Here is a 22064-nt window from a genome sequence, read left to right on the forward strand (position 1 = left end):
CTGGCTCTTCTCAGGGCCGGCGTTCTCGCCGGCGGCACGGGCGCGCAAGAAGCGGGCCGCCGCGGCCGGCGATGAGGCACTGAAGCTCCAGAACGCGGGCGATGGAGGCGTCGACGGAAACTAAATCCGAAATGAGTGTCAGTGGGTGGCAGTACCGTCGGGGCATGACTGCATGGCCGCCCATCGATCGTGACGATCTTCGCAAGGCACGCGGTGACGCGGGCTTCGATACCGTGCTCCCGTTGCTCGTCAGGCGCTTGATAGCCGAGACCGCAATCGGGTTGGAATCCTTGGACATGCCCGGAGGCTCCGGCACTGCGGTCGGGGGTTTCGACGGCATTGCCACAGCGTCGGGACCATCGGCGTTCGTACCCGAGGGAACCTCGGTGTGGGAGTTGTCTGTTGGCGGCGGCAACAGCAAGGCCGAGGGAGACTACGAAAAGAGGACGAAAGGGCCGAACGGGCTCGCGACCAAAGACGTCACCTACGTGGAAGTCGTCCTCGACACGTGGAGAGATGCTCGAACCTGGGTCGAGCGCCACACCGAGGATGGTCGATGGCGGGAGGTACGCGGGTACAACCTCGACGGGATCGACCTCTGGCTGGAACAGGCGCCCGCCACCACGGCATGGCTTGCTGCCCGACTAGGGAAAGCACTGCCGGGCGTGCGGTCTCTGGAAACGTGGTGGACTGACAGTTGGCTCCGTTCGACGCGCGTCCCACTGGACCGGACGGTGGTGCTGGCCGGGAGAGAGACGGCGGCCGCCGACTTCAGTGCCTTACTCGCCACCAAGCCGTCGGTGATCGCGCTGGGTGGTGATCTGCGCCCCGACGAGGTTTGTGCTTTCGTTGCCGCTGCTCTAGAGCAGGAAGGCATCCTGGGCTCCAGCCAGGTCGGGACGCGAGTGCTGTTCGTTTCCAGCAAGGACAGTCTCGAGCAACTGGTCGCGCAGCTCCAGCCTTTGATCTTGGTCCTCGCAGACCCGGCGCTCGCACGGGACATTCCGGAGCAGCGCCCTCACCAGCTCGTGTGGGCGGCGATGCCCGGCGCCCCGTGCGACGTGATGGTGCCCAGGCTCCACAGCCAGGCCGTCGAGTCCGTGCTGCAGGCAGCTGGCATGTCGTACGAACGTGCGGCCCGGCTCGGCACGCTCGGTCGTCGCAGCCTGCTCGCGCTGCGGCGAGCCTTGGCCCACCACCCGGAGCCACTCACATCGGAACGGGCCTCGACGCTCGATGTGGTCCGCCGACGGCTACTCCTGCTGAACTCCTGGCAAGGGGAAAATCGAGAAGACCGCCGTGTTGTTGCACAGTGCTTGGGTCTTGAGTACGAGAAGTTGCAGGAACGAGCCCGAGAGCTCGCCACCGGGACCGACATCCCTTTCCTAGGCCACCTGGAGGAGAGCTGGCACGTGCTCGCAGCCGAGGATGCCTGGACTGTGCTCGGTACATCCCTTACCAGCGACGATCTCCACGTCTTCCGAACGGCAGTCATGGAGGTACTGACTGAAACGGATCCAACTCTCGACCTAGACCCGAGCGAGCGGTGGAGAGCCGGGGTGATGGGCGCGAGGCCGCGCTTCTCAGGCACCCTTCGCGCAGGGCTCGCCCAGTCGCTCGCCCTCCTGGGCAACCTGGGCGCGGACCTACGGGGTCCCCAAGGCATCACGGGGGATCGATGGGCACGGTTGATGGTCCGTGACCTGCTGGAGCAGGCCAACGCTGATGACTCGTACAGCCTGTGGCGTTCCCTGGGCGATGTGCTCACCCTGCTAGCTGAGGCTGCACCGGAGGAGTTCATAGAGGCGATGCACGAGGGCCTCAGTGGCACCACACCTCTTCACGCTGCCATGTTCACCGACAACCAGCCTGACAACATGGGGCTGGGATCCAGCTCTCCCCACACAAGGTTCCTGTGGTCCTTGGAAATCCTTGCATGGTCTCCAGAGCACCTCGATGACGCAGTCGACGTCCTGACCGCGCTGGCCGTCGCGGACCCGGGCGGCCGCCTATCGAATCGTCCCCTCGCGAGCCTGGTTGGGATTCTCAGCGCATGGGCTCCCAACACAACCGCCCTCGCCGAGGACCGCATCAGAGTGATCCAACGTTTGGCGCGAAGGCACCTGGTAGTCGGCCGGAAGTTGCTCCTCCAGCTCATCCCTGACAGTCACGCGGTTCAGATGGGCCATCCTGGTCCGCGTTTTCGTGGCTGGAAAATGGACACCGCGGTCACCCCTCATGATCGATGGAGTGTTATCACCGCCGTTGTCGACCTGCTCCTCGACGAACTCAATGCCGCGCCCGAGCTGTATGTGGACCTGATCGGCAAAGTGGACGATCTCCCTCCCAAGCACCGCGCTGAGGTCGCGCAACGACTGACCGAGCTGGCCGACGGCCTGGAAGATGACGATCAGCGTGCGGTTCTCCACCACGCGCTGCGCAGTCAAATCTCCCGGCACCAGGAGTATGCGGACACCGCATGGGCCCTTCCCGCAGACGAGCTTCGCCCTCTGCAAGCCGCGTGCGAAGCACTGGAGCCTCGGAATCCGGTGCAGCGGCACGCCTGGCTGTTCCAATCCCACTGGATCACGCTCGGCGACATAAGGCGTCGTGACGACTTCGCCGCCTACGACGCGGAAATCCTCGCCCGGCGGGCCGCAGCGGTCAGGGAGACAGTCGCGGACAGAGGACTGGGGGGCCTTGTGGCGCTGGCCTCCGCAACGGAGTTCGCGGACCTGGTGGGCATCGCCCTGGCAGAGCACTCAGGGGACCATGACCAAGAGTTGCTGTCCTGGCTCGAGGAGGACACCTCACCAGCAAAGGAGGTTGCGACAGGGTACATGCGTCGGCGCATGTGGGCCCACGGGAATGATCTCCGCGACAGGCTTCTTTCTCTTACCGAGGTTCCGCAGACTCAGGCACTCATCCTGCGGCTCGCCCTGGAGCCAGCCACCGCATGGCCCAAGCTAGCCGAACTCAGTCCGGAAGTAGCAGAGCACTATTGGCGTGAGTTCTCCTATTTCGGGCTCGGCTCCGACTTCCCGCAAGCTCTTGAAGCGGCCCGATCGCTGTTGAGTGCAGGCCGTCCCGCAGCAGCGCTGGACGTGATCCTCCTATACGGCGGAGAAGGCGACAGAGCAGAGGCCGCTGAGATCGTCCTCACCGGACTTGAAGACCTCATCGCAGCTAGGTTGAGCGATCCCGAGCTCGGCCGACTTAGTTCAAGCTTCCAGGATCTCTTCGCGCTGCTGGCCCGGCACCACGAGCACGTCGGGCGTCAACGCATCCTCAGTCTGGAGTGGCAGCTCTTCCCTGCGCTCGGGTTCGACGCTGAGGCCCCGACCCTCCACAAGACGCTGGCTGAGGACCCTGAGGCATTCGCGGATTTGGTGACGTGGTCCTTCCGCCCCAGCACCGCTACCGAGGAGGACCTAACAGATCCCGTAGAGCAAGAAAATAGACGCAATATCGCGAGCCGTGCCTACGGAATCCTTCACACTTTGCGTACATGCCCCGGACTGACGGCCGGCGGGAGCCTCGACAGGGTTGCGCTGCGCACGTGGGTGATGGCGGCACGGACAGAACTGGCTGCCAGAGATCGTGCCAGGATCGGTGACGAACAGATCGGTCAGGTACTTGCTTCCGCCCCACGCGACCCGGACGACTTGCAGATCCCGGAGGCTGTCCGAGACCTACTTGAAGAGATCAACAGTAGCGATCTCGAACGAGGTATCAGAATCGGTATCTACAACAAACGAGGTGTGACCAGCCGGGGACTCCTGGATGGCGGAGTACAAGAGTCGGAGCTGGCCCGGTCCTTCCGGGAGCAGGCCGAACGTGCACGCGCCTGGCCGCGAACCAAGAAGCTGCTCAACGGGCTTGCGGAGTCGTACGAAGCTGACGCCCGGCGGGAGGACCAAGAGGCAGAGCGACGGCATCAGGGCCTGGAGTAGGCCGTACCGCGTCAAGTCCCGCGGAATTGCCAGCGAAGGAGGTCCAGTTTCTCTCCGGCTGTCTCAACCATCGTGTACGGCAGTTTAAGCACACCCGATGGTTCGGGCCTCCGCGTCGGCCAGTATCGCGGCTGTCCGGCCCGGGACGTCGAGAGCCCGACCGTGCCCGTGCGGGTCAGCGCCGTCTCCGCGCCGGGTGCCGCTCTGGCTCCGATTCGGTCCCGCGTCACCATCGCCGCCTGACAGTCCTGCCGCCGCTACTCTGACCGAAGTTGGAGCAGTGGCGGCTGCGCCGGAAGGGGGGACGACATGTCGAGAGACGACATGGACGATTCGAGTTACGCGGTGCCAGCAGAAGACGACGAAGAAGGGGGCAGGTCAGCAATCACGGTGTGGTGCACATCGGCAGCGTTACCGGCAGTGTCATCAATGTTGGTGCGGATCAGCGCGCTGAGACAAACAGTGCTCAGAAGGCCGACGGTGAGCCCCTCGCTGAGCAGCGACAGAAGTTCTTCTTCGACTTTCTGAAGCACTCGCTCAAGCAAGCCGAGTGGACGTTCCGGCTGAGCGTCTGGTTCATGGCTGGCGGCGCAGCCATCATCCTGACTGCGGCTGTCCTGGGACTGGTGCACGCCGGGAATCCGGACCTCAGTTACCTGCCGGTCGTGACGTTCCTGACGGGTGCACTGATCACGGGCGGCGGTGGCGCGCTGGCGGTTCACGCCCGACGTGCCAGGGCCCACGTCACAGAACAGGCCGACCGGATGGACGCCAAGATCGACCTCGATCACAAGATGGAGACCGCCACCACCTTTATCGATCGTGTCGGCGATCCGGCGGTGCGCGATCGGCTCAACTCGGCGGCAGCCATGAAGGCGCTCGACATGCAGTCGACCCCAGAGGTGATGGTCAACCGCCTCTTGCCTGAGCAAGAGAACCGACAGCCCGATGAGATTGAGCCCGGCGGCTCCACCCGCTGACCAGCACAAGGCCCGGGACGGCATTCTCCCGGGCCTCTGCGTGCACGCCGGGCCTGGGAGGCCCGGAGTCTCATGCGCTCCGTGGTGCTACCGGAACCCGGGACGCCCTACCCGGCAATGGGCGGCTCCTCGTCGTCCGCGCAGGGCGGCAGCTCACGAGGGCTGTCACCCTCGCCCTTGAATCGTTCCCACGCATCACGCGCGCGCCCAGCGGAGTCGAGCACACCGGGGACTTGGTCCAGCACCCCCTTCACGGAGAAGAGGAAGATTGCGACCACACCAGCGATGGCGAGAATGAAGAGGATGGCTGCGCCGTCCACCGACGTCCCTTTCGTGTTCAGGGGAACACCCAAAGGTCCACGCTGCAGGCAGCTCGAACCGAATGGGCGTTCCTTCATTCGGGTCGAGACACCTGCGCTGACGCTGCACGCAAAATGTTCTCGTTTGGACTGTTGCTCTCAGCCCGGGGCACTACTGTCCGGCATGAAACGACGTGGCGGAAACCCACCAACTCCGCTGACTAGCGTCGCGGGGTGCCTTGGCGGTCACATCCCCGTCAGCGTTGCTGGCTTGTCCTGCCCTCCCGTTTTACCGGGGCGCACAGGTGCGCGGGGTTAGTGGCCCACTGTTGCCGATGATACTGCACAGAGCTCAACGGCACTTCATCATCAGGGTGTTGACGACCGGGCGCTGGGCGATGACATCAGTCCATGACGGGGGCCCACCCCCTCCAAGGGCAAGTCCCACTCAGGGTCGCCGCATGACTGCCTGACGGCTGATCACCCGACTCTGGGCCTCCGTCAACGGCCCAGAACGGCGTCTTCGGCATCGTGGCGTGTCATGCGATGACTGACCCACCGATTCGAGCTGTTGATTACCTGCCCGGGGCGTGAACTTCGCGTGGATTCGCGACTATAGGATGCCGCTCAGCGTGATATAGCCAGGACCAGACGGTTGTTGACCGATGCACTCTTCAGTCATCTACCACGGATCGGCGGCAAAGCAAGGGGGCACAAGGTGCTGGAGGAAGCGTTGGCGGCTGTAGCCGCAGCGGGCGGCATCGCGGTGGTGGAGGCCGCCGGAACGGAGGCATGGACAGGGTTGCGGCAGGCGATTGCACGGTGGTTCGGGCGCGGCGACGGACAACGCGAGCAGGCAGAGCTGGAGCGCTTGGACCAGACCGCATCTGCACTCGAAGCCTCTGATGCGGACACAGTGGATCGGGTACGCATTCGCCAAGAGGCGACCTGGCAGGCCCGGATCGAAGCCATGTTGGAGAGCCTGGATGAGACGGAGTGCGACCAGGCCGCCGACGAACTGCGTGCCCTGCTGGCCCAGCACACCCCCCACAGCGGAGTATCGGCCGGCCCGGGTGGGCTGGCCGTTGGTGGCAGCATAGGCATCCGCGCAGAGGGAGGCTCGATCGCAGCCGGAATCATTCACGGAGGCGCGCAGATCGGCCCCCCTCCGGCGCCGGATCCGTCCCAGGGCTGAACGGACCGGCAGCTCCAAGCCCACCACCACAGTCCGCGAGCACCGCTATGCCCGAGAGGATAGTGGTCCACGCCGCCCACAGCAGCACAGCAGTCGGGGTCATCTACCAGGCCGCGCCACGCATGCCTGCCACATGGCCGTGTCAGGTCGGGGTGATCCCATCTCAAGCGGAGTGGTTCCAGGACCGGGTCGAGACCAGCCGACTGGCCCAGCTGCTGGCCGGCGGCGGTACCGCGGTCGTCGAATCTGCAGACCAAGTGCCGGCGGGCGGGGTGCTGGCAGGGATGGGCGGGGTTGGTAAGACTCAGCTGGCCGCCCACTACGCGCGCACTGCATGGCAGGCCGGCACGCTGGATTTGCTGGTGTGGATCACTGCGGGCAGCCGTAGCGCCGTCGTAGCTGGCTATGCCCAGGCCGCGGTAGAGATCTTGGGCGCCGACCCCGGTGATCCGGAGGCGGCGAGGACGTTCCTGGCCTGGCTGGAGCCCAAGCCGCAGCCGAGCCCGTGCCGCTGGCTCGTGGTTCTGGATGACGTCGCCGACCCCGTCGACATGAGGGGGTGGTGGCCGCCAGCCAGCCCGCACGGCCGCACCCTGGCTACCACTCGCCGCAAGGACGCCGCCCTGGCCGGGGCCGGTAGACGCCTGATCGAGATCGGTCTGTTCACTGAAACCCAAGCCCTGGCCTACCTCACGAGTGCTCTGGCCGACTACGGCCGCATCGAGCCCAAAGAGCAACTTATCGCCCTCGCCCACGACTTGGGCCAGCTGCCGCTTGCGCTGTCCCAGGCTGCCGCCTACCTCATGGACGCCGGCATCAGCTGCCGGGAATACCGGGGCCTGCTGGCCGACCGCACCCGTTCCCTGGCCGACGCTGCCCCCGACGTCCTGCCCGACGACCAAACCCACACCGTGGCTGCTGCCTGGAGCCTGTCCCTCGACCGCGCCGATACCTTGCGCCCCGCTGGACTGGCCCGGTCGGTGCTCCAGCTTGCCTCGGCCATGGACCCGAACGGTATTCCTGAACACGTTCTTACCAGCCAGCCCGCCCTCACCTACCTCACCGCTCACAGAGCCTGCTCTGATGGCGATCAGGCGGAGAACAGCGTCTCTGGCGACGAAGCACGTGCGGCACTGCGTGTCCTGCACCGTCTCAGCTTGATCGAGCACTCGCCGGAAGCGACCCACCCACGCGTTCGAGTCCATCAACTCATCCAACGCGCCACACGCGAGTCACTTTCACCCATCGATCACCCTAATGCGATCCGTTCAGCCGCTGACTCGCTTTTGGCTACCGTTAACGAATACCGGGACGACAGGGCCAATAGGGGGGAATTTCTCTCCAATGCTCAAGCTGTTATTCAGAACGCACAAGGAGATCTGTGGGACCCTAAGCCGCACCCGTTGCTCCTGCGGCTCGGCGCCACCCTAGGGGCTGATTGCCAATTCGATGCGGCTCTGGATCATTTTCGCCAACTGGTGGAGGCGGTCAACCGCCGACTAGGTGCGGACAGTCGGCACACGCTCGCCATGCGTTATAACCTTGCCTATTGGCAGTGGCGCGCGGGAGACCTGAATGGCGCTGCCGCTGCGCTCGAAGATCTGTTGGGCGACGCGCAACGCGTAGTTGGGTCGATGGACCACCTGACGTTGGCCACTCGCCGAGTCCTAGCCAACGTCAGGGGAGAAGTCGGAGAAGCAGCCACTGCCATAGCAGAACTCGCGGAAGTTCTTGAGGATTCCATGAAGGCCCGCGGGGCGATAGATTCCTTTACTCTGGACGTTCGCCATAACCTTTCCTACTGGCGAGGTCTGGCCGGCGACTCGACGCTGGCCACGGTTGGCATCCGGGAAGTGCTCTCCATACGTCACCAGAAAATCGATACCGAACGGATGACGGAGGAGGAATTCGAAGCAATTTTGAGTGGGCTCACCAGCCTCACCGAACAGCGCGGGAGAGCTGGAGACGCAGCGGGAGCAGTCGATCAATACGCCGAGCTTATCGAGGGGCTCGGCCAGTATGTGGGCTTGAACCACGGAACCGTCCGTTCCCTGCGTACAAGCCTTGCCTGGTGGAAGGGATGCTCGGGCGACGTCTCGGGAGCAATCGCGGACTATACCGCTCTCCTGGAGGAGGAATCAGACCTTGAGACCCATCATCCGAACATCCGAGCGCTCCTTCATAATCTTGGCTACTGGAAGGGCAAGTCCGGGGACCTCTCGGGGGCTATAGCGATCCTCTCGGATCTCCTGGAGAGGGGGCTCCGAGAATTGGGCCCAACCCATCCGGATGTGCGACTCACCCGCCTCGTTCTCACCCAGTTCCACTGGGCCGCCGGCACCGTACTGAAATTGCCGCCGCGTTAACCTGCAGCATGGCATCCAACGTAAGCTACCCTGCTGGACGTTAATTTTTGGCCCGGCTGCCGGTCCTTCAGGGCTCCTCGGTTACGGCTACCCCGACACGGATTGCTGAGGCTTTCGACGTGTTGTCGGTGGTTGTAGGTCACGACCAAGCGGGCGAAGGCGAGCCGTCCGGGTCTAGTCCGTACGGCCACCTCATCTTGGCCTCGTCATCGGGGAGTTCGCCGGTATCGGCGGCTTGCCGGTAGAAGGTCTCAGCACCCTCCCGGTCTCCTGCCTCGTCTCGCATCCGTGCTAGGCCGATCAGCGTATCGGGGTCTCCGGTAGCGGCGGCCTGCTGGTAGAAGGTCTCGGCGCCCTTCTGGTTCCCGGCCCGCTCTCGCAGCTCTGCCAGGCGGACCAAGGCGCCAGCGTGGCCCGCGTCTGCGGCTCGCTGGTAGACGGCATTGGCGCCCTCCCAGTGCCCGGCCTGCTCCCACGTCCGCGCCAGGACTGTCAGTGCGCCTGGGTTGGTAGCAGCCTGCTGGTAGAGGGTCTCGGCACCCTCGACGTCTCCGGCTTTCTCCTTCATCTGGGCCAAGTGGACCACGGCGTAGGTATCGCCGGTGTCGGCAACCTGCTGGTAGAGAGCTTGGGCGCCGTCGAGGTCTCCATGTTCCTCCCTCAGCTGGGCCAGGTAGGTCAGAGCACCGGTGTCGCCGGCATCGGCGGCCCGTTGGTAGAGGGCGTTGACACTCTCCCAGTCCCCGGCCTCCTCCCTCATCTGGGCTAGGTAAACCAAGGCACTGGCGTCGCCAGCTTCGGCGGCCCGTTGATAGAGAGCTTCGGCGCCGTCGAAGTCTCCATCATCCTCTTTTAGCTCGGCCAGGAAGATCAGGGCATCTGTGTCGCCGGCATCGGCGACCTGCTGGAAGAGGGCTTCGGCACCTTCCTGGTCCTCGGCCTCCGCCCTCATGTCTGCCAAACGGGCAATGGCGTAGGTGTCGCCAGAGTCGGCGGCCCGTTCGTAGAGCGCCCTGACACCCCCCCAATCCCCGGCCTCCTCCTTCAACTCCACTAGGTCGACAAGGGCGTCAGGCCGGCCAGCGTCTACGGCTTGCCGGTAAAAGGCTTCGGCGCCCTCACGGTCTCCGGCTGCCTTCCGGCGGCTCGCCACGATGAACAAGGCGTCTGCGTCGCCAGCGTCGGCGGCCCGCCGATAGAGCGCTTCAGCACCCTCCGGATCCCCCGCCTCTCTCCTTTGCTCCGCGAGGTCATTCAGACCGCTGGGGTCGCCAGCCTCTGCGGCTCGCTGGTAGAGGGTTTCAGCGCCTTCCGTGTCCCCAGCCGCCTCCCAAATCCGGGCCAGGTAGTTGAGGGAGTAGGGGTGGCCTGCGTCGGCGGCGCGGAGCCGGAGGTGGTGTGCCCATTGCAGGCGGTGCTTTTGTTCAGCGGCGATCGCAAGGTTGCCGAGGTCGTCGGGGCGGGTGAGGTGGGCGTGGGCGGCGGCCCAGAACGATGCGGGTGGGCACAGTCTCAACCGAGTGGTGCGGCCGTGCTGTTCGAGGTAGTCGGCAAGCCGAAACGCTGGCCCCGTCACTGAGGAAGGCGTGGGTGCCGATGCCGGGCCGCCGGGCGGGCGGCGCCTTGGCCGGGCTCCGGTGCGGCGCAGGGGTGCCTGCTTGCCGTGCACGGGGCGGGCGAGGTCGGCGAAGGCCGCCTCTGCCCAGTCGTCTGTGAGTTCGTCGTAGTCCCGGTCGCTGAAGTAGTCGATCGCGGCATCGGCGAGGAAGGCTTGCGGAAGGTGGAGGCCCACGCCAAGTCGGCGTGCGTCCATAGCCGCCTGCAGTACGGCCTTGACGGTCGGCGTGCTGTGCTCGTAGCGGCGTAACAGTTCGGGGGCGCCAGCGAGGTCCTGGGTGATGTGTCCGTGGGCGTGCGCTCGGGTGAGAGCATCAACGAGCAGCTGGTCGCCAGCTTGCGCTAGGACAGCTGCGGTCCGCAGTGCGTCCTGGCCGAAGGTGTCGGGGATGGTGAGGGTGCGTCCAGAGAGTAGCTCTCGGACCCGGCTGTGCGAATCCGGGGAGCCAGCGGGGGGCAAGGCTGTGTACTGGTCGGCGTACTCGGGCCAGAGGGTGCCCAGAACAAGGACCGGTCGGCGCTTGGGATGGGTGAGGAGGGTATGGACTGCGGCCGCGATGCGCTCGCCAAGCTGGGGGTTGCCGAGGTAGTGCTGGGCTTCGTTGAGCCAGACCACTGTGCGAGGCCCGACGCGTTCGAGGTCGTCAAGGGCAGCATCGGCTCGGGTCGGGTCGAACGGGTGCCACAGCCGCCACCCTCGGGGTGCGAGCGGTTGAATGGCCTCCCAGCAGGCTCTTGTCTTGCCGGTGGAGGACGTGCCGACCAGGACCAGCATCTGGCTGTTGCCTTGTTCTGCCTCCAGCGCCGCGTCAGCGAGGATCCGGTCATGGCCACGCGGGACGTAGCCGGGCAGCACCCGCTGTGGCACGGCCGCAGAACCGACCCCGGCGGGGTGGACCTCCAAGTCGTGAGGGTCCCACTCTGCGATCGGCTTGCCCAAGCCGTGGTCCTTTCCAAGGGCAAGGTCGATCTCTCGGACGGCACCGCGACGCAGATCTAGCAGTTGCTGGTCTGGCAGACGTAGCACGCGGGCCAGCGCGACAACCGTCTCGGCCGATGGGGCAGGTTTGCCCGCCTGGAACGCCTCCTGCACGGTAGTGCGGCCCAGTTCTGCTCGCGCGGCAAGCTGAGTCTTGTTCAGCCCGGCACGAGCCAGACCGTCGGCGAGCCTCTTGCGCAGCTCGATAAGCGCCGCCAGCTCGCTACGTTCGTCGTGCATTCGTCCCGTCCCGGCTCGATGTGTTCGCCGGTGTTCATCATTGTCCAGCCGGGCCCCGGCGAACATCGCTTCCGCGACCTTCGTCACGTCAATGCCTCACCTCTACAAGGAGCTTGCCGTGACCCGCCTCGTCGTTGTCCTCCTCGTCACTGCGCTGGTCGTCATGTTTGCCCTACTGGCTGCCGCCGCTGCAGGCTTGCTCGCCCGGCTGGATGGCGCCACCTATCCCGCTGCCGTCATGCGGGCCGCCACCACGTTCGCTGCCGCACTCACCCTTGCGGCCGCCCTGACCGGCGCTCTCGCCCAAATCGTCTCCTGAGCCCTTCCCAGGCTGGATAACCGCCGCCGAAGTGAACCGCCCCGGTCAGCATGGTCACATGGACGAGAGCGGGCCGGGCGAGGACTGGTATGGATCCGCCACGTGTGTAGAACGAAGTGGGCGGGAGGCAGCACCCTTCTCCTGTCTCACGAGGACCTGTGGAAGCGCTGATCGCACGGGCTCGCGTTGCGTGAGCGATGCGTGAGCGATGCGTGAGCGATGCGTGAGCGATGCGTGAGCGATGCGTGAGCGGACGGGTTAGCATCGGGTAGATCCGGCTGTCACGCCAGGGAAGGCAACAAGTGCCTGAACAGGCAGAACAGCACCGTGTAGAACGGCCAGGCACCCCCCGGCAAGGATCCAATCCCACTCCTAAAGCGGGTGTCGCAGGTTCGAATCCTGCCGGGGGCACCACCGGCCGTGCGAGCGGCGAGCAGGACAAAGGCCCAGGTCGACCGGTACAGCACCGGCGGCCTGGGCCTCAGCTTTGGGGGCGCTCCCCTGCCCCTAGGTCAGCATGCCTTCGAGGCGTTCGCGGACGTTGTCCTTGTGTGCCTCCGGGTCCGGGACCAGTTGCTCGCGGTGTTCGGGGTCGCGGGCCAGGACGTGCAGTCGTCCGCCGCTGCGGGCCAGGACCAGATCCCGGCTGCTGCCCGCGGTCTCGGCCGATCCCTCCGCCGTGTATTCGGTGACGGTGATCAGCGCGGAGCGCTCCGCCGCGGCGAGTACGGCGTCGGTGTCCGCCGACTCGTCGCGGTCCGCCGACGAGCCGCGCGGCAGCCATTCGGTGAGCGTGTCGAGGGCTTCGTCGAGCTTGTACAGGCCCATCTGGTGGACGCCGAGTGCGTCGATGCGGACCATGAGGCAGATGTGCTCGGGCTGGGGGAGCAACAGGATCCGCCACGGCTCGCCCGGTCCCGACCCCGTCGTACGGGCGTCGAGCACCCTGCGGGCCCTTTGCTGGAAGGCCACCGCGATGCCCAGGTCGCCCTGCACCTGGACCTGCTCGCCCGTGTCTCCCGCCAGCAGCAGCTGCCGGGCCGCCAGCGAGCGTACGGCCTCGGCGATCACGTCGTCCGAGGGCCTGGCCTCCAGGAAGTCCACGATCGCGTCCACCGCGGTCAGCTCGGCGATGGTGTACGCGCCGAGCAGCACCGGGCCCGTGTCGACCAGGTCCACCACGGCCGTCACCAGCCCCTCAGGGGCGGTCGCCGCGCCGGGGTCCGACGGCGCCGCACCGGCGTCCGGCAGAACGGCCGGCGGGACGTCGCGCTGATCGTCGTCGCTCATGACGGTCCTCCCGGCTGCAGCAGTTCCACCACGGGCGGTACATGGCTCTCCCGCAGCACCTCGGCGGCGCTGCGCGAAGGGGTCTCGGTCACCCACACCTCGGAGTTGCCGAACAGCCCGCGGCCCGCCCTGCCGGACAGCGACTGTCCCAGCTCACCGGCCAGGTCCTGCCGGTCAGGCGGCGGGAACCTGGCCGCCAGGTCCGCGGAGACGGCGGTGACGTCGTCGGCCTCCTCCACCCGGCGCAGCGCCTGGGTCAGCACCCGCGCGACCGGCGGCGTCAGGGACGTCGGCACGGCGAGGAACGGCGACAGGTACAGCGGGCGGCGTTCGGTCATCCGGGACAGTCCCCAGGGCCCGACATTGCTGCGCGTGATCCGGTAGACCACGTAATCCATGAGGTGGCGGAGGTCGTCCACACTGGGCATCTTCTTGCCGCCGAAAGCGGCCGGTGTCTTCTCCAGCTGCACCCAGGTCCCCTGCGCGGTGCGCCCGTGCAGCTTCTCCCGCACCACGTCCCCGCGCATCCCGATGTCGGGATAGCGCGTCTTGTCGATGTCGCGGTGGTGGCTCGACAGGCGCTCGTGACTCACACCGGCGAACCGCCACTTGTCGTACAGCTCCGGTGCGTCCACCAGCACATGCCCGCCGCACAGCACGTCGTGCAACTGGGGCACCTGGAGCCCGTGGCCTTCCAGATCAGAGAGGATCGCCGCTTCCTCCGGGCTGAGCCGGCGGGTCGCCGCGACGAGCCCCTTCCGGTACGCCCCGGACCGCGCCGTGATCTCGATCATGAGCCGGACCCGGGTACGCACCCGCTCGGCCCGCCGGTCGGTCGCAGGGTCCGAAGCTGCGCCACCGGGCCGCCTGAGGTGGGTCACCGCTGCCAGTGCGTGCTTTCGCTCCACGTCGTCAGTACAGCACGGCGGACCGTGACCCGCACCAGCTCGGCCCAGCTCAGCGCCCTGGCCCGGGTGGATCAGGCATGGGTCCTGTGGGGGCTTTCAGGGGGAGGATGGTGGTCCAGCTCGCGGGTAGAGGAGGGGCATCTTGTCCGACGAGGGGTCGCCCGGCGGCCACATCGACACCAGCACCGCGCATTCCGCGCGCATCTACGACTACATCATCGGCGGCACGGACTACTACCCCGCGGACAAGGAGGCGGGGGACGCCATGTCCCGGGAGTGGCCCGCCATGCCGATCCATATGCGGGCCAACAGGGACTTCATGCACCGGGCCGTGCGGTACCTCGCCGAAGAGGCCGGGGTCCGGCAGTTCCTCGACATCGGTACGGGGATCCCGACCTCGCCGAACGTGCACGAGACGGCCCAGGCCGCGGCCCCCGACTCGCGGGTCGTCTACGTGGACAGCGACCCGATCGTCCTGACGCTCTCGCAGGACCTGCTGGCCAGTGACCCCGCCGGCAAGACCGCCTACGTCGAGGCGGACATGCGCGACCCGGCGGCGATCCTGGCCGCCCCGGAGCTGCGGGACACCCTCGACCTCAGCCGGCCGGTCGCGCTGATGGTCATCGCGATCGTGCACTTCGTCATGGACGAGGACGACGCCGTCGGCGTCGTCCGCCGGCTGCTGGAGCCCCTCCCCTCCGGCAGCTACCTGGCGATGTCCATCGGCACCGCCGAGTTCGCGCCTGACGAGGTCGGCCGGGTCGCCCGCGAGTACGCGAAGCGCGGCATGCCGATGCGGCTGCGGACCATGGCCGAGGCCGAGGAGTTCTTCCAGGGGCTCGACCTGGTGGAGCCGGGCATCGCGCAGGTCCACAAGTGGCGGCCGGACGGGACGGTCACGGAGGAGATCAGGGACGAGGACATCGCGATGTACGGCGCCGTCGCCCGTAAGCCCTAGGGATCTCCCCCTGTTACGTCGCTGCCGGAACGCTCAACGAGCGTTCCGGCAGCGGCTGTTACGAGGACGGTCAGGCCGCCAGCGGCACCTCGGTGCCCGGGGCGGCTTCCTGGTACGCGTCGACGACCAGGTTGAGCTGACGCTGCATGTACCAGATGTTCAGACCGAAGACGAACGCCAGGAACGTGCTCGCGGCGGGGCTGCACGTCACCGGGAGGCCGGCCGCGCGCTGCGCGTTCGCTATCGCCTTTCCGGTGTTGTGGAAGGAGATCAGCGGAGCGATCAGGGTCCAGCCCAGGAAGATCAGGACCAGCAGGCTGCCTGCGGGGTTGAGCTTCTGGCGGCGGTCGAACTGCTGCAGCTCCTTGTGGATTTTGAAGTACCAGACGAACTGGTAGATCCCGAGGGTGACCAGCGGCAGCCCGATCCACACCGCGACAGACCCGCGACGCTTCATGGCCAGGCCGGTCAAGCGGCTCGCGATCGGGTTGTCGGTGGCGCTGGGCGCGAGAGCGCCCCCGGCCGGAGCCGAGTCGCTACGGGTGGACTCGGCGGTGGGCTGGATGTCAGTCATGTGGTGTGTACTCCATATTTGCCTGCGCTGGATTCAGCTGGAGCAGCGTGACAGGGAAGTAGTTGACTGATGGGGGTAGTTGCCGGTTCGTGATCTTTCGTCGCGCTACCGTGATCAGGTCGAATAGCGGCCGTCGGGGAATGCGGATCCAGGCGATGGCGTTTGCCCCCTGATGAGTGATTCCGTCGATTTTGAGGGCGTACGCGCGCGGCTCGCCGCCGAGCGCGCCAGTACCGCTGCCCAGATCGTGGCGCTCCAGCGTGAGTACGACGGCATCGTGGAAGCCAACGCCCTCATCGCCGTCGATGACGAGCACGACCCCGAGGGGTCCAACACCGCCTTCGAGCGGGCGCATCTCGGCGCCATGCTGGGGCGGGCGCGGCAGCAGCTTGTTGATCTGGAGCTGGCGCTCGAACGGCTGGAGGCAGGCGTGTACGCGCGGTGTGAGGTGTGCGGGGGTGCCATTCCCCTGGAGCGGCTGGAGATCCTGCCCGCCGTGCGGACCTGCGTGGCGTGTGCCGGACGGATCCACTAGAAGTGGCCCACATTTCCCGGCGCTGATTGGAACTGCCGGCTGGGCAGGTCCGGCCGCTAGTTTCGTTCCACAGGCAACCACCACGTGCCAGGGGGAACGCGCCATGCCGATCCGGATCCTGCCGCCGCCCGGTGCGCCGCGCGTCCTCGCCGCCGCGCAGCTCAGCAACTCCGTCGGTGACGGTGCGTACTACGTCTGCTCCGCCCTCTACTTCGTGCGGGTCGTCGGCCTCTCCCCCACCCAGATCGGGCTCGGGCTGACCGTCGCCTGGGCCGTCGGGTCGGTGGCCGGGGTGCCGCTCGGGGCGCTGGCCGATCGGCGGGGGCCGCGTGGGACCGCTGTGCTGCTCGCCCTGGCCACCAGCGCGGCGGTTGCCTCGTTCCTGACGATTCGGTCGTTCTCGCTGTTCCTCGTCGCCGCCTGCGTGTACGCCGTCGCCCAGTGCGGACTCGCCGCGACGCGGCAGGCGTTGCTCGCGGGGCTGGTCGCACCGCCCGACCGTACCGGCGTACTGGCCCACCTCCAGTCGACCCTCAACGCGGGCCTGGCGCTGGGGGCCGCGCTCGGTGGGCTCGCGCTGAGCCGGGACACCGCAGGGGCGTATCTCGCGGTGTTCGCGATGGACGCGGTGAGCTTCCTGGTCTGTGCCGTCGTGCTGCTCAGGCTGCCAACTGTCGCCCCCGTACCGGACCGTGGCAGCGGCGAGCCGCGGCTCGCCGTGCTGCGCGACCGGCCGTACGCCGTGGTGACGCTGATCAACGCCGTGCTGTTGCTGCGCATGCCGCTGCTCAGCCTGGCGATGCCGCTGTGGATCGTGGAGCGTACGAACGCGCCGAGCTGGCTCGTATCGGCGCTGTTCGTCCTCAACACCCTTGCGGTGATGGCCTTCCAGGTCCGCACCGCGCGTGCGGTGACCGGGCTGCGTACCGCGTCGCGTGCCGTGTGGCACTCGTCCGTCATCATGTTCGCCTCGTGCCTGGTGTTCGCCCTGTCGGCGGCCGGACTGCCCGGCTGGGCGGCGGCAGCGATCCTCGTCGTCGGCGCGACGCTGCAAGTCGTCGCCGAGATGCGGCAGTCGGCGGGGTCGTGGCAGATCAGCTTCGCGCTCGCACCGGCCCACCAAGTGGGCCAGTACCAGGGCTTCTTCGGTACGGGTGTGCCGGTGGCGCGGACCCTCGGGCCGCTGTTGCTGACCGCGCTGCTGGTGACCTGGGGCGTACCGGGCTGGCTGCTCCTCGGTGCGGTCTTCCTGGGCGCGGGGGCCGCGACCGGCCCGGCCGTACGGTGGGCGGAGCGCTCGCGTGCGAGCCGGGCCGGCACTGAGCGTTCCGCCCACTCCCACACCGGTCAGGACGCGGGAGCCGCCGCCGTCCGCGCGTAGTGCTCCGCGATCTCGTCCGTCGTCGTCAGCCACACTCCGGTGTGGTTGACGACGTACTCCAGCGCCTGGTCGAGGTACTTGTGGCGGAACGGCTGGCCGATCACGAACGGGTGCAGGACCAGCGACATCACCCGGCCGCTCTCCGCCGACTCTGCGTAGAGCTGGTCGAACTGGTCCTTGACGATGCGCACGAAGTCAGGCCCGCTGACAGCCTTTCCGACGAACAGGCTGATGTCGTTGACCTCGATCGAGTACGGCACACTCAGCATGCCCGGCACGTTCAGCCGGTACGGCTGGTCGTCGTTGGCCCAGTCCAGGACGTACTCCAGGCCCAGTTCGGCCAGCAGCTCCGGGGTCCGGAAGGTCTCCGTGAGCGCGGGTCCGAGCCAGCCGCGCGGCCGTTGGCGGGTGGCCTTCTCGGTGGCGGCGATCACCTCGCCGAGATAGGCGCGTTCTTCGTCGGGCGTCATGTCGGCCTGGAAGATGGAGTTGTTCTTCCCGTGCGCGACCCAGGCCCAGTCGCGGTCCCTGCCCGCCTGGATGATCTGCGGATAGCGCTCGCCGACATCGGAGTTGAGCATCACACTCGCGCGTACCTGATGGCGGTCGAGGCTCTCGATCAGCCGCCAGATGCCGGCCCGCGGGCCGTAGTCGCGCCAGCCGTAGTTCAGCGGGTCGGGCGCCAGCTGGGCGGTGCCGGGGAAGATGCTCGTGGAAGGCAGGTCGACTTGGTAGTGCTCGATGTTGAGCCCGACGTAGAAGGCGATCCGGGCGCCGCCCGGCCAGTGGATCGCGTCCCGTTCGGTGATCGGGGTGTAGTCGAAGAGCTGGTTGTCCATGGGTGCCACCTCATGTCCGCAGCGAAGGTCTCGGTGGCTCCATGCTCGAACCGTCACACTGGTGTGAAGGTCAAGCGGCAGCGGCAAGCGGCAGTGGCAGGCGGCACCAAAAGGCGGCCGGAGCCAGGGCTGTTGGGCCCTGGCTCCGGCCGCCCGGTGACTGGGTAGCTCGGTAGCCCGGTCGGTCAGCGGTCGGCCTGCCGTCAGTGGCGGCGGGCAGCCTGACGACGGCGCGTGATCAGGAGTGCGGCACCACCCGCTGCGAGCAGGACGGCGGCGCCGCCCACGGTGATACCGACGTTGCTGCTGCCGGTCTCGGCCAGACCACCGGCGGGGCTCTCGGACGCGACCGCGTCCACGTCACCCGCGGGGCTCGCCGAGTTGGCGGCGGCCGGGCTCGACTCCGCACCGGAGACCGTCTCGGACGGCGCGGGGGTCGACGACGCCGGCGGGGCCGGTGCGGTGGAGGTCTCGTCCGTCGGGGTGTCCGACGGCGTCGAGGTCGCGGGGGACGACGGGCTCGACGGCGGTGTGCTCGGGATGGTCTGCTCGGTGCAGTTCTTCGTCCCGCCGTTCCACGACGCGATCAGCTTGTCCAGGATGACGGCGTGCTGCGGGCCGACCGGCAGATCGCCGTGCTCGAAGCCGTCGTTGGCGTTCTTGAGACCGTCGTACTTGACCGCACCGCGGTACAGGTCGACCTGCGCGAAGCAGCCGACGTCGGGCACCGCGATGTCGAGGGTGTCACCGCCGCCCGGCTTCACCTTCACCGTGTCGAAGTCGTGGAAGACCTGGTTGCCCGAGCTCTCCCAGGTGGCACCGTGGGTACGGTACGAGGCGAGCGACGCCGTGCAGGACGTGGCGTCCTTCGCGGCCCGCACCTTCACGTGCACCTTGCCGTCGTCGGACGGCTTCAGGTTCAGGTCGTCGACCTGGACGGAACCCTTCCAGGTCTGGCCGTCCAGGGAGAACTCGCACAGGTCGGTCGGGGTCTTCACACCGGCGCCCTTACCCGGCTTGTATCCGGTCTGGTGGCCCTTGTTCCAGCCGTGGCCGCCGGGGCAGTCGCCCGCGTAGGCGGAGGTGGCCGCTGCGGTGGACAGGGCGAGGGCGGCAGCACCCACCCCGACAAAACGCCACAGGGTGACATGACGCGCTATGGGCATGCGAATCCAATCGTGACTTCACAACGCCCGACGAGAGTCCGCCGCACAGGAACCTTCTAGAGAAGGGCGTGCCGAGGCGGTATCGGGCTGATGGTCGATTACCACTCGGGACACAACGGCCTCGGTGGTATCAGCATCGTTGTGCCTGGCGCAGTGGGCTGTCAACCTGGCCAGCGCAAAGTGGCGTTGGCCGGTTCGGCGCCCTCGCCGCGTTCGGCGCCGCGTTCGGCGCCGCGTTCGGCGCCGCGATGATCGGGGGCTGCGGCGTACTAGGGTGCGGTGGTGGCCTCGTACAGCATCGGCCGGGCAGCGGGGCTGCTCGGTGTCAGTTCGGAGACCGTCCGCCGGTGGGCCGACGGAGGTCAGCTGCTCATGGAGCGGGACGGTGCGGGGAACCGGACCATCGACGGCGTGAGCCTCGCGTCGTTCGCCAAGGACCGCGCGGTGGGTGTGCTTCCGGTGCCGGACGACGTGGCCACGTCGGTCCGTAACTCGTTCTCCGGGATCGTGACCGGGATCGTCGTCGACGACGTGGTGGCGCAGGTGGAGATCCAGTCGGGGCCGCACCGGGTGGTGTCGCTGGTGACGCGCGAAGCTGTCGACGAGCTGGAGATCGCGGTGGGTGTGATGGTCACCGCACGGGTGAAGTCGACCAATGTGCATATCGATCTGCGCTGACGTGCGTATCGGTCCGCGCTGAGCTGAGCTGTCTCTTGTCCGCCGTACCCTTCACCGCCCCGGGCGGCAGATGAGAGCCGCCCGCAGGTCCAGTTTGTGGTCGAGGCGGGAGAGATCGCGCCCGGTCAGGAACTCGATGCGCTGGACGCGGTAGTGGACGGTGTTGACGTGCAGATGCATGGCCTCCGCCGTACGCGCCCACGACGCGTTGTGTGCGAGGAAGGCCTCCAGTGTCTCCAGCAGCACCCGGTGTGCCGCGCGGCTCTCGTCCGCCAGCGGGCCCAGGGTCCGCGCACTGAAGACGGCGCGTACGTCGGTGGGGATGCCGGCGAGCAGGGCGTCCAGGCTGGTGAGGTCAGCCATCGTCACCAGCCGGGCGGCGGCGCCGGGTTCCACCGACGGCCGCTCCAGTCGCACCGCCGACAGCGCGTAGCGCGCCTGCACCAGGCTGCCGTGCAGGTCCGCCGCCGTGGCCGCCGGATCACCGGCCCCCGCGTGCAGCGCGCGACTCGGAGCGCAGGCGTGGAGTGCGGGCCACAGGTCGGCCAGTCGACGCACCGCGTCGGGTTCCCCCGCGCCCGGCTCGTGCAGTACCGCCGCCGTCCCGCCGTCCGGCAGTTGGCCGACGGCGAACCGTACACCGGGCAGGTGCCGCAGCGCCTCGGTGAGTGCGGCCGTCGCGTCGTCCGGGCGCTGTCCCGCCACGGCGCTGATCACCCGGTACGGCCCCTGCTCCGGCAGCCCGCACGCGCGCAGTGGCGTCATTAGTGACTTGCCGTCAGAATCACCACCAGTAGCGGGAGTTGAGTCGATCGCCGCGAGCAGCTCCGTCGCCCGCCGCCGTACCGCCGCATCCCGCCCCGCGCGTCCCTGCCGGTACCGGGCGACGACGTCGGCTATCTCGTACAGCACACGCGGCGGCACCTGGTCAGCGCCGCCCGGCAGACGCAGGTACCAGGCGTCGTACGCCGACGACTCCGCGTCGACGCGCAGCCCCGTCCTTGCCCCCGTCCCCGCCGGGCCCGCAGCACGCGCGTCGGCTGCCGCGCTCGCGGCGACGGCGACCGTACGGCCCGTCGCCGACACGACGGAGCAGGCCGGTCCGCCCAGATGCGCGAGGGCCTGGTCGAGCAGGGCGTCGAGAGGCGCGGACGCCGCGAGCAGACGGCTCAGCTCGGTGCGTACGTTCCCCGGCAGCGCGTAATGGTCGTCCTGCCGGCGGCTGAGGTCCCCCCACTGCCGCAGATACACCTCGTCCGTGATGGCGCGGAAACTGGTGTGCGCCGGGACGGCCAACAGCGCGAGCCCGTGTGCGCGGCAGGACTCGACGAGCGCGTCGGGGACGGCGCCGTGCGTCTCCTCCCCGGCGAGCAGCGCGGGCGCGCCCGCGGTCCGCAGTGCCGTGACGAAGCGGTCGGCCTTCGCCCGGCTGTCGCCGTCCTGCCACCACACGAGACCGCTCAGCACGATCTCCCCCTGCTGCAGGAACCGGGAGGGGTCGGCGAGGTCGGTCGCCGTCACACCGCTGATCTCCCGGGCGAGCAGGTCGTCCTCCGCCCAGAGGACGGCGAGGTCGAGGGCTTCGAGCTGGAGGAGATCGGTGACGTGCATGCGGGTGCTCCTAGGGCGACTGCCGGTCGCTGAGCCGCCCGGCACCTCACATTCACGAGGAGAATGCGAGTTAATGCATCGTAAATGCCAGCGACTCAGGATGGTGACCCTCTTGGTTGATCCTCCAACCATGAGCGATGACACTCATGTTTTTCCGTGCCCCGCGCCGATGTCGC

17 protein-coding genes are annotated in these 22064 nt (G+C 67.6%); 9 read left to right on the plus strand and 8 right to left on the minus strand.

What is annotated here, in order from left to right; genetic code table 11:
* Positions 1-164 precede the first annotated feature (164 nt).
* Positions 165-3953: a hypothetical protein gene (locus OHS57_RS15980; protein ID WP_328582376.1), complete on the plus strand. Its 3789-nt coding sequence runs from the start codon at positions 165-167 to the stop codon at positions 3951-3953.
* A 392-nt stretch (positions 3954-4345) separates the two neighbouring features.
* Positions 4346-4933 (plus strand): TRADD-N-associated membrane domain-containing protein, encoded by a 588-nt coding sequence (locus tag OHS57_RS15985; RefSeq protein WP_328582377.1) that lies wholly within the window; start codon positions 4346-4348, stop codon positions 4931-4933.
* Between the two features lie 107 nt (positions 4934-5040).
* Here OHS57_RS15985 and OHS57_RS15990 read toward each other — a convergent pair whose 3' ends face one another.
* Positions 5041-5253 (minus strand): hypothetical protein, encoded by a 213-nt coding sequence (locus tag OHS57_RS15990; RefSeq protein WP_328582378.1) that lies wholly within the window; start codon positions 5251-5253, stop codon positions 5041-5043.
* Positions 5254-5890: 637 nt separating this feature from the next.
* Here OHS57_RS15990 and OHS57_RS15995 point away from each other — a divergent pair.
* Complete coding sequence (locus OHS57_RS15995) at positions 5891-6427, plus strand: hypothetical protein (protein WP_328582379.1); 537 nt, start codon at positions 5891-5893, stop codon at positions 6425-6427.
* Between the two features lie 122 nt (positions 6428-6549).
* Positions 6550-8793 carry a DUF7779 domain-containing protein gene (locus tag OHS57_RS16000; RefSeq protein WP_328582380.1) on the plus strand — a complete coding sequence of 748 codons (2244 nt, stop codon included), beginning with the start codon at positions 6550-6552 and terminating at the stop codon, positions 8791-8793.
* A gap of 139 nt (positions 8794-8932) precedes the next feature.
* On the opposite strand, the gene OHS57_RS16005 is transcribed toward OHS57_RS16000, so the two are convergent.
* Complete coding sequence (locus OHS57_RS16005) at positions 8933-11629, minus strand: tetratricopeptide repeat protein (RefSeq protein ID WP_328582381.1); 2697 nt, start codon at positions 11627-11629, stop codon at positions 8933-8935.
* A 118-nt stretch (positions 11630-11747) separates the two neighbouring features.
* Between OHS57_RS16005 and OHS57_RS16010 the strand changes: the two genes are divergently transcribed.
* Positions 11748-11948 (plus strand): hypothetical protein, encoded by a 201-nt coding sequence (locus OHS57_RS16010; protein ID WP_328585259.1) that lies wholly within the window; start codon positions 11748-11750, stop codon positions 11946-11948.
* Positions 11949-12455: 507 nt separating this feature from the next.
* Here OHS57_RS16010 and OHS57_RS16015 read toward each other — a convergent pair.
* A complete protein-coding gene (locus OHS57_RS16015) occupies positions 12456-13238 on the minus strand; it encodes a hypothetical protein (protein WP_328582382.1) in 783 nt (260 codons plus the stop codon).
* Positions 13235-14146, minus strand: coding sequence for a hypothetical protein (locus tag OHS57_RS16020; protein WP_328582383.1), 912 nt, complete (start codon positions 14144-14146; stop codon positions 13235-13237). Before OHS57_RS16020 ends, OHS57_RS16015 begins: the two co-directional genes overlap by 4 nt.
* A gap of 142 nt (positions 14147-14288) precedes the next feature.
* Here OHS57_RS16020 and OHS57_RS16025 point away from each other — a divergent pair, with 142 nt between their 5' ends.
* Complete coding sequence (locus tag OHS57_RS16025) at positions 14289-15104, plus strand: SAM-dependent methyltransferase (protein WP_328582384.1); 816 nt, start codon at positions 14289-14291, stop codon at positions 15102-15104.
* Positions 15105-15174: 70 nt separating this feature from the next.
* Here OHS57_RS16025 and OHS57_RS16030 read toward each other — a convergent pair whose 3' ends face one another.
* Positions 15175-15678 (minus strand): DUF4234 domain-containing protein, encoded by a 504-nt coding sequence (locus OHS57_RS16030; protein WP_041988662.1) that lies wholly within the window; start codon positions 15676-15678, stop codon positions 15175-15177.
* 172 nt (positions 15679-15850) lie between these two features.
* Between OHS57_RS16030 and OHS57_RS16035 the strand changes: the two genes are divergently transcribed.
* Together OHS57_RS16035 and OHS57_RS16040 are read left to right on the plus strand one after the other, a co-directional pair.
* Positions 15851-16213: a TraR/DksA family transcriptional regulator gene (locus tag OHS57_RS16035; RefSeq protein ID WP_328582385.1), complete on the plus strand. Its 363-nt coding sequence runs from the start codon at positions 15851-15853 to the stop codon at positions 16211-16213.
* A 103-nt stretch (positions 16214-16316) separates the two neighbouring features.
* Positions 16317-17594, plus strand: coding sequence for an MFS transporter (locus OHS57_RS16040; protein ID WP_328582386.1), 1278 nt, complete (start codon positions 16317-16319; stop codon positions 17592-17594).
* Here the strand turns inward: OHS57_RS16040 and OHS57_RS16045 are convergent.
* Together OHS57_RS16045 and OHS57_RS16050 are read right to left on the minus strand one after the other, a co-directional pair.
* Entirely contained in the window at positions 17561-18433 is an 873-nt protein-coding gene (locus OHS57_RS16045) for a polysaccharide deacetylase family protein (RefSeq protein WP_328582387.1), read from the minus strand. The two genes, OHS57_RS16040 and OHS57_RS16045, sit on opposite strands and share 34 nt — an antisense overlap.
* 203 nt (positions 18434-18636) lie before the next feature.
* On the minus strand, positions 18637-19599 hold the full coding sequence (locus tag OHS57_RS16050) for an LPXTG cell wall anchor domain-containing protein (protein ID WP_328582388.1): 963 nt from the start codon (positions 19597-19599) through the stop codon (positions 18637-18639).
* Positions 19600-19881: 282 nt separating this feature from the next.
* On the opposite strand from OHS57_RS16050, the gene OHS57_RS16055 reads away from it, so the two are divergent.
* Positions 19882-20277, plus strand: a complete 396-nt coding sequence (locus OHS57_RS16055) for a TOBE domain-containing protein (RefSeq protein WP_328582389.1) — start codon at positions 19882-19884, stop codon at positions 20275-20277.
* Between the two features lie 51 nt (positions 20278-20328).
* On the opposite strand, the gene OHS57_RS16060 is transcribed toward OHS57_RS16055, so the two are convergent.
* Positions 20329-21888 (minus strand): PucR family transcriptional regulator, encoded by a 1560-nt coding sequence (locus OHS57_RS16060; protein WP_328582390.1) that lies wholly within the window; start codon positions 21886-21888, stop codon positions 20329-20331.
* Between the last annotated feature and the right edge of the window lie 176 nt (positions 21889-22064).

Source organism: Streptomyces sp. NBC_00370 (assembly GCF_036084755.1).
GTDB lineage: Bacteria > Actinomycetota > Actinomycetes > Streptomycetales > Streptomycetaceae > Streptomyces.

Bases quoted from the DNA above. Each gene is read 5' to 3' on its own strand.
- OHS57_RS15980 (WP_328582376.1), top strand. From the start codon at position 165: ATGACTGCATGGCCGCCCATCGATCGTGACGATCTTCGCAAGGCACGC.
- OHS57_RS16000 (WP_328582380.1), top strand. From the start codon at position 6,550: ATGCCTGCCACATGGCCGTGTCAGGTCGGGGTGATCCCATCTCAAGCG.
- OHS57_RS16005 (WP_328582381.1), bottom strand. From the start codon at position 11,629: ATGCACGACGAACGTAGCGAGCTGGCGGCGCTTATCGAGCTGCGCAAG.
- OHS57_RS16015 (WP_328582382.1), bottom strand. From the start codon at position 13,238: ATGAGCGACGACGATCAGCGCGACGTCCCGCCGGCCGTTCTGCCGGAC.
- OHS57_RS16030 (WP_041988662.1), bottom strand. From the start codon at position 15,678: ATGACTGACATCCAGCCCACCGCCGAGTCCACCCGTAGCGACTCGGCT.
- OHS57_RS16035 (WP_328582385.1), top strand. From the start codon at position 15,851: ATGAGTGATTCCGTCGATTTTGAGGGCGTACGCGCGCGGCTCGCCGCC.
- OHS57_RS16040 (WP_328582386.1), top strand. From the start codon at position 16,317: ATGCCGATCCGGATCCTGCCGCCGCCCGGTGCGCCGCGCGTCCTCGCC.
- OHS57_RS16045 (WP_328582387.1), bottom strand. From the start codon at position 18,433: ATGGACAACCAGCTCTTCGACTACACCCCGATCACCGAACGGGACGCG.
- OHS57_RS16050 (WP_328582388.1), bottom strand. From the start codon at position 19,599: ATGCCCATAGCGCGTCATGTCACCCTGTGGCGTTTTGTCGGGGTGGGT.
- OHS57_RS16060 (WP_328582390.1), bottom strand. From the start codon at position 21,888: ATGCACGTCACCGATCTCCTCCAGCTCGAAGCCCTCGACCTCGCCGTC.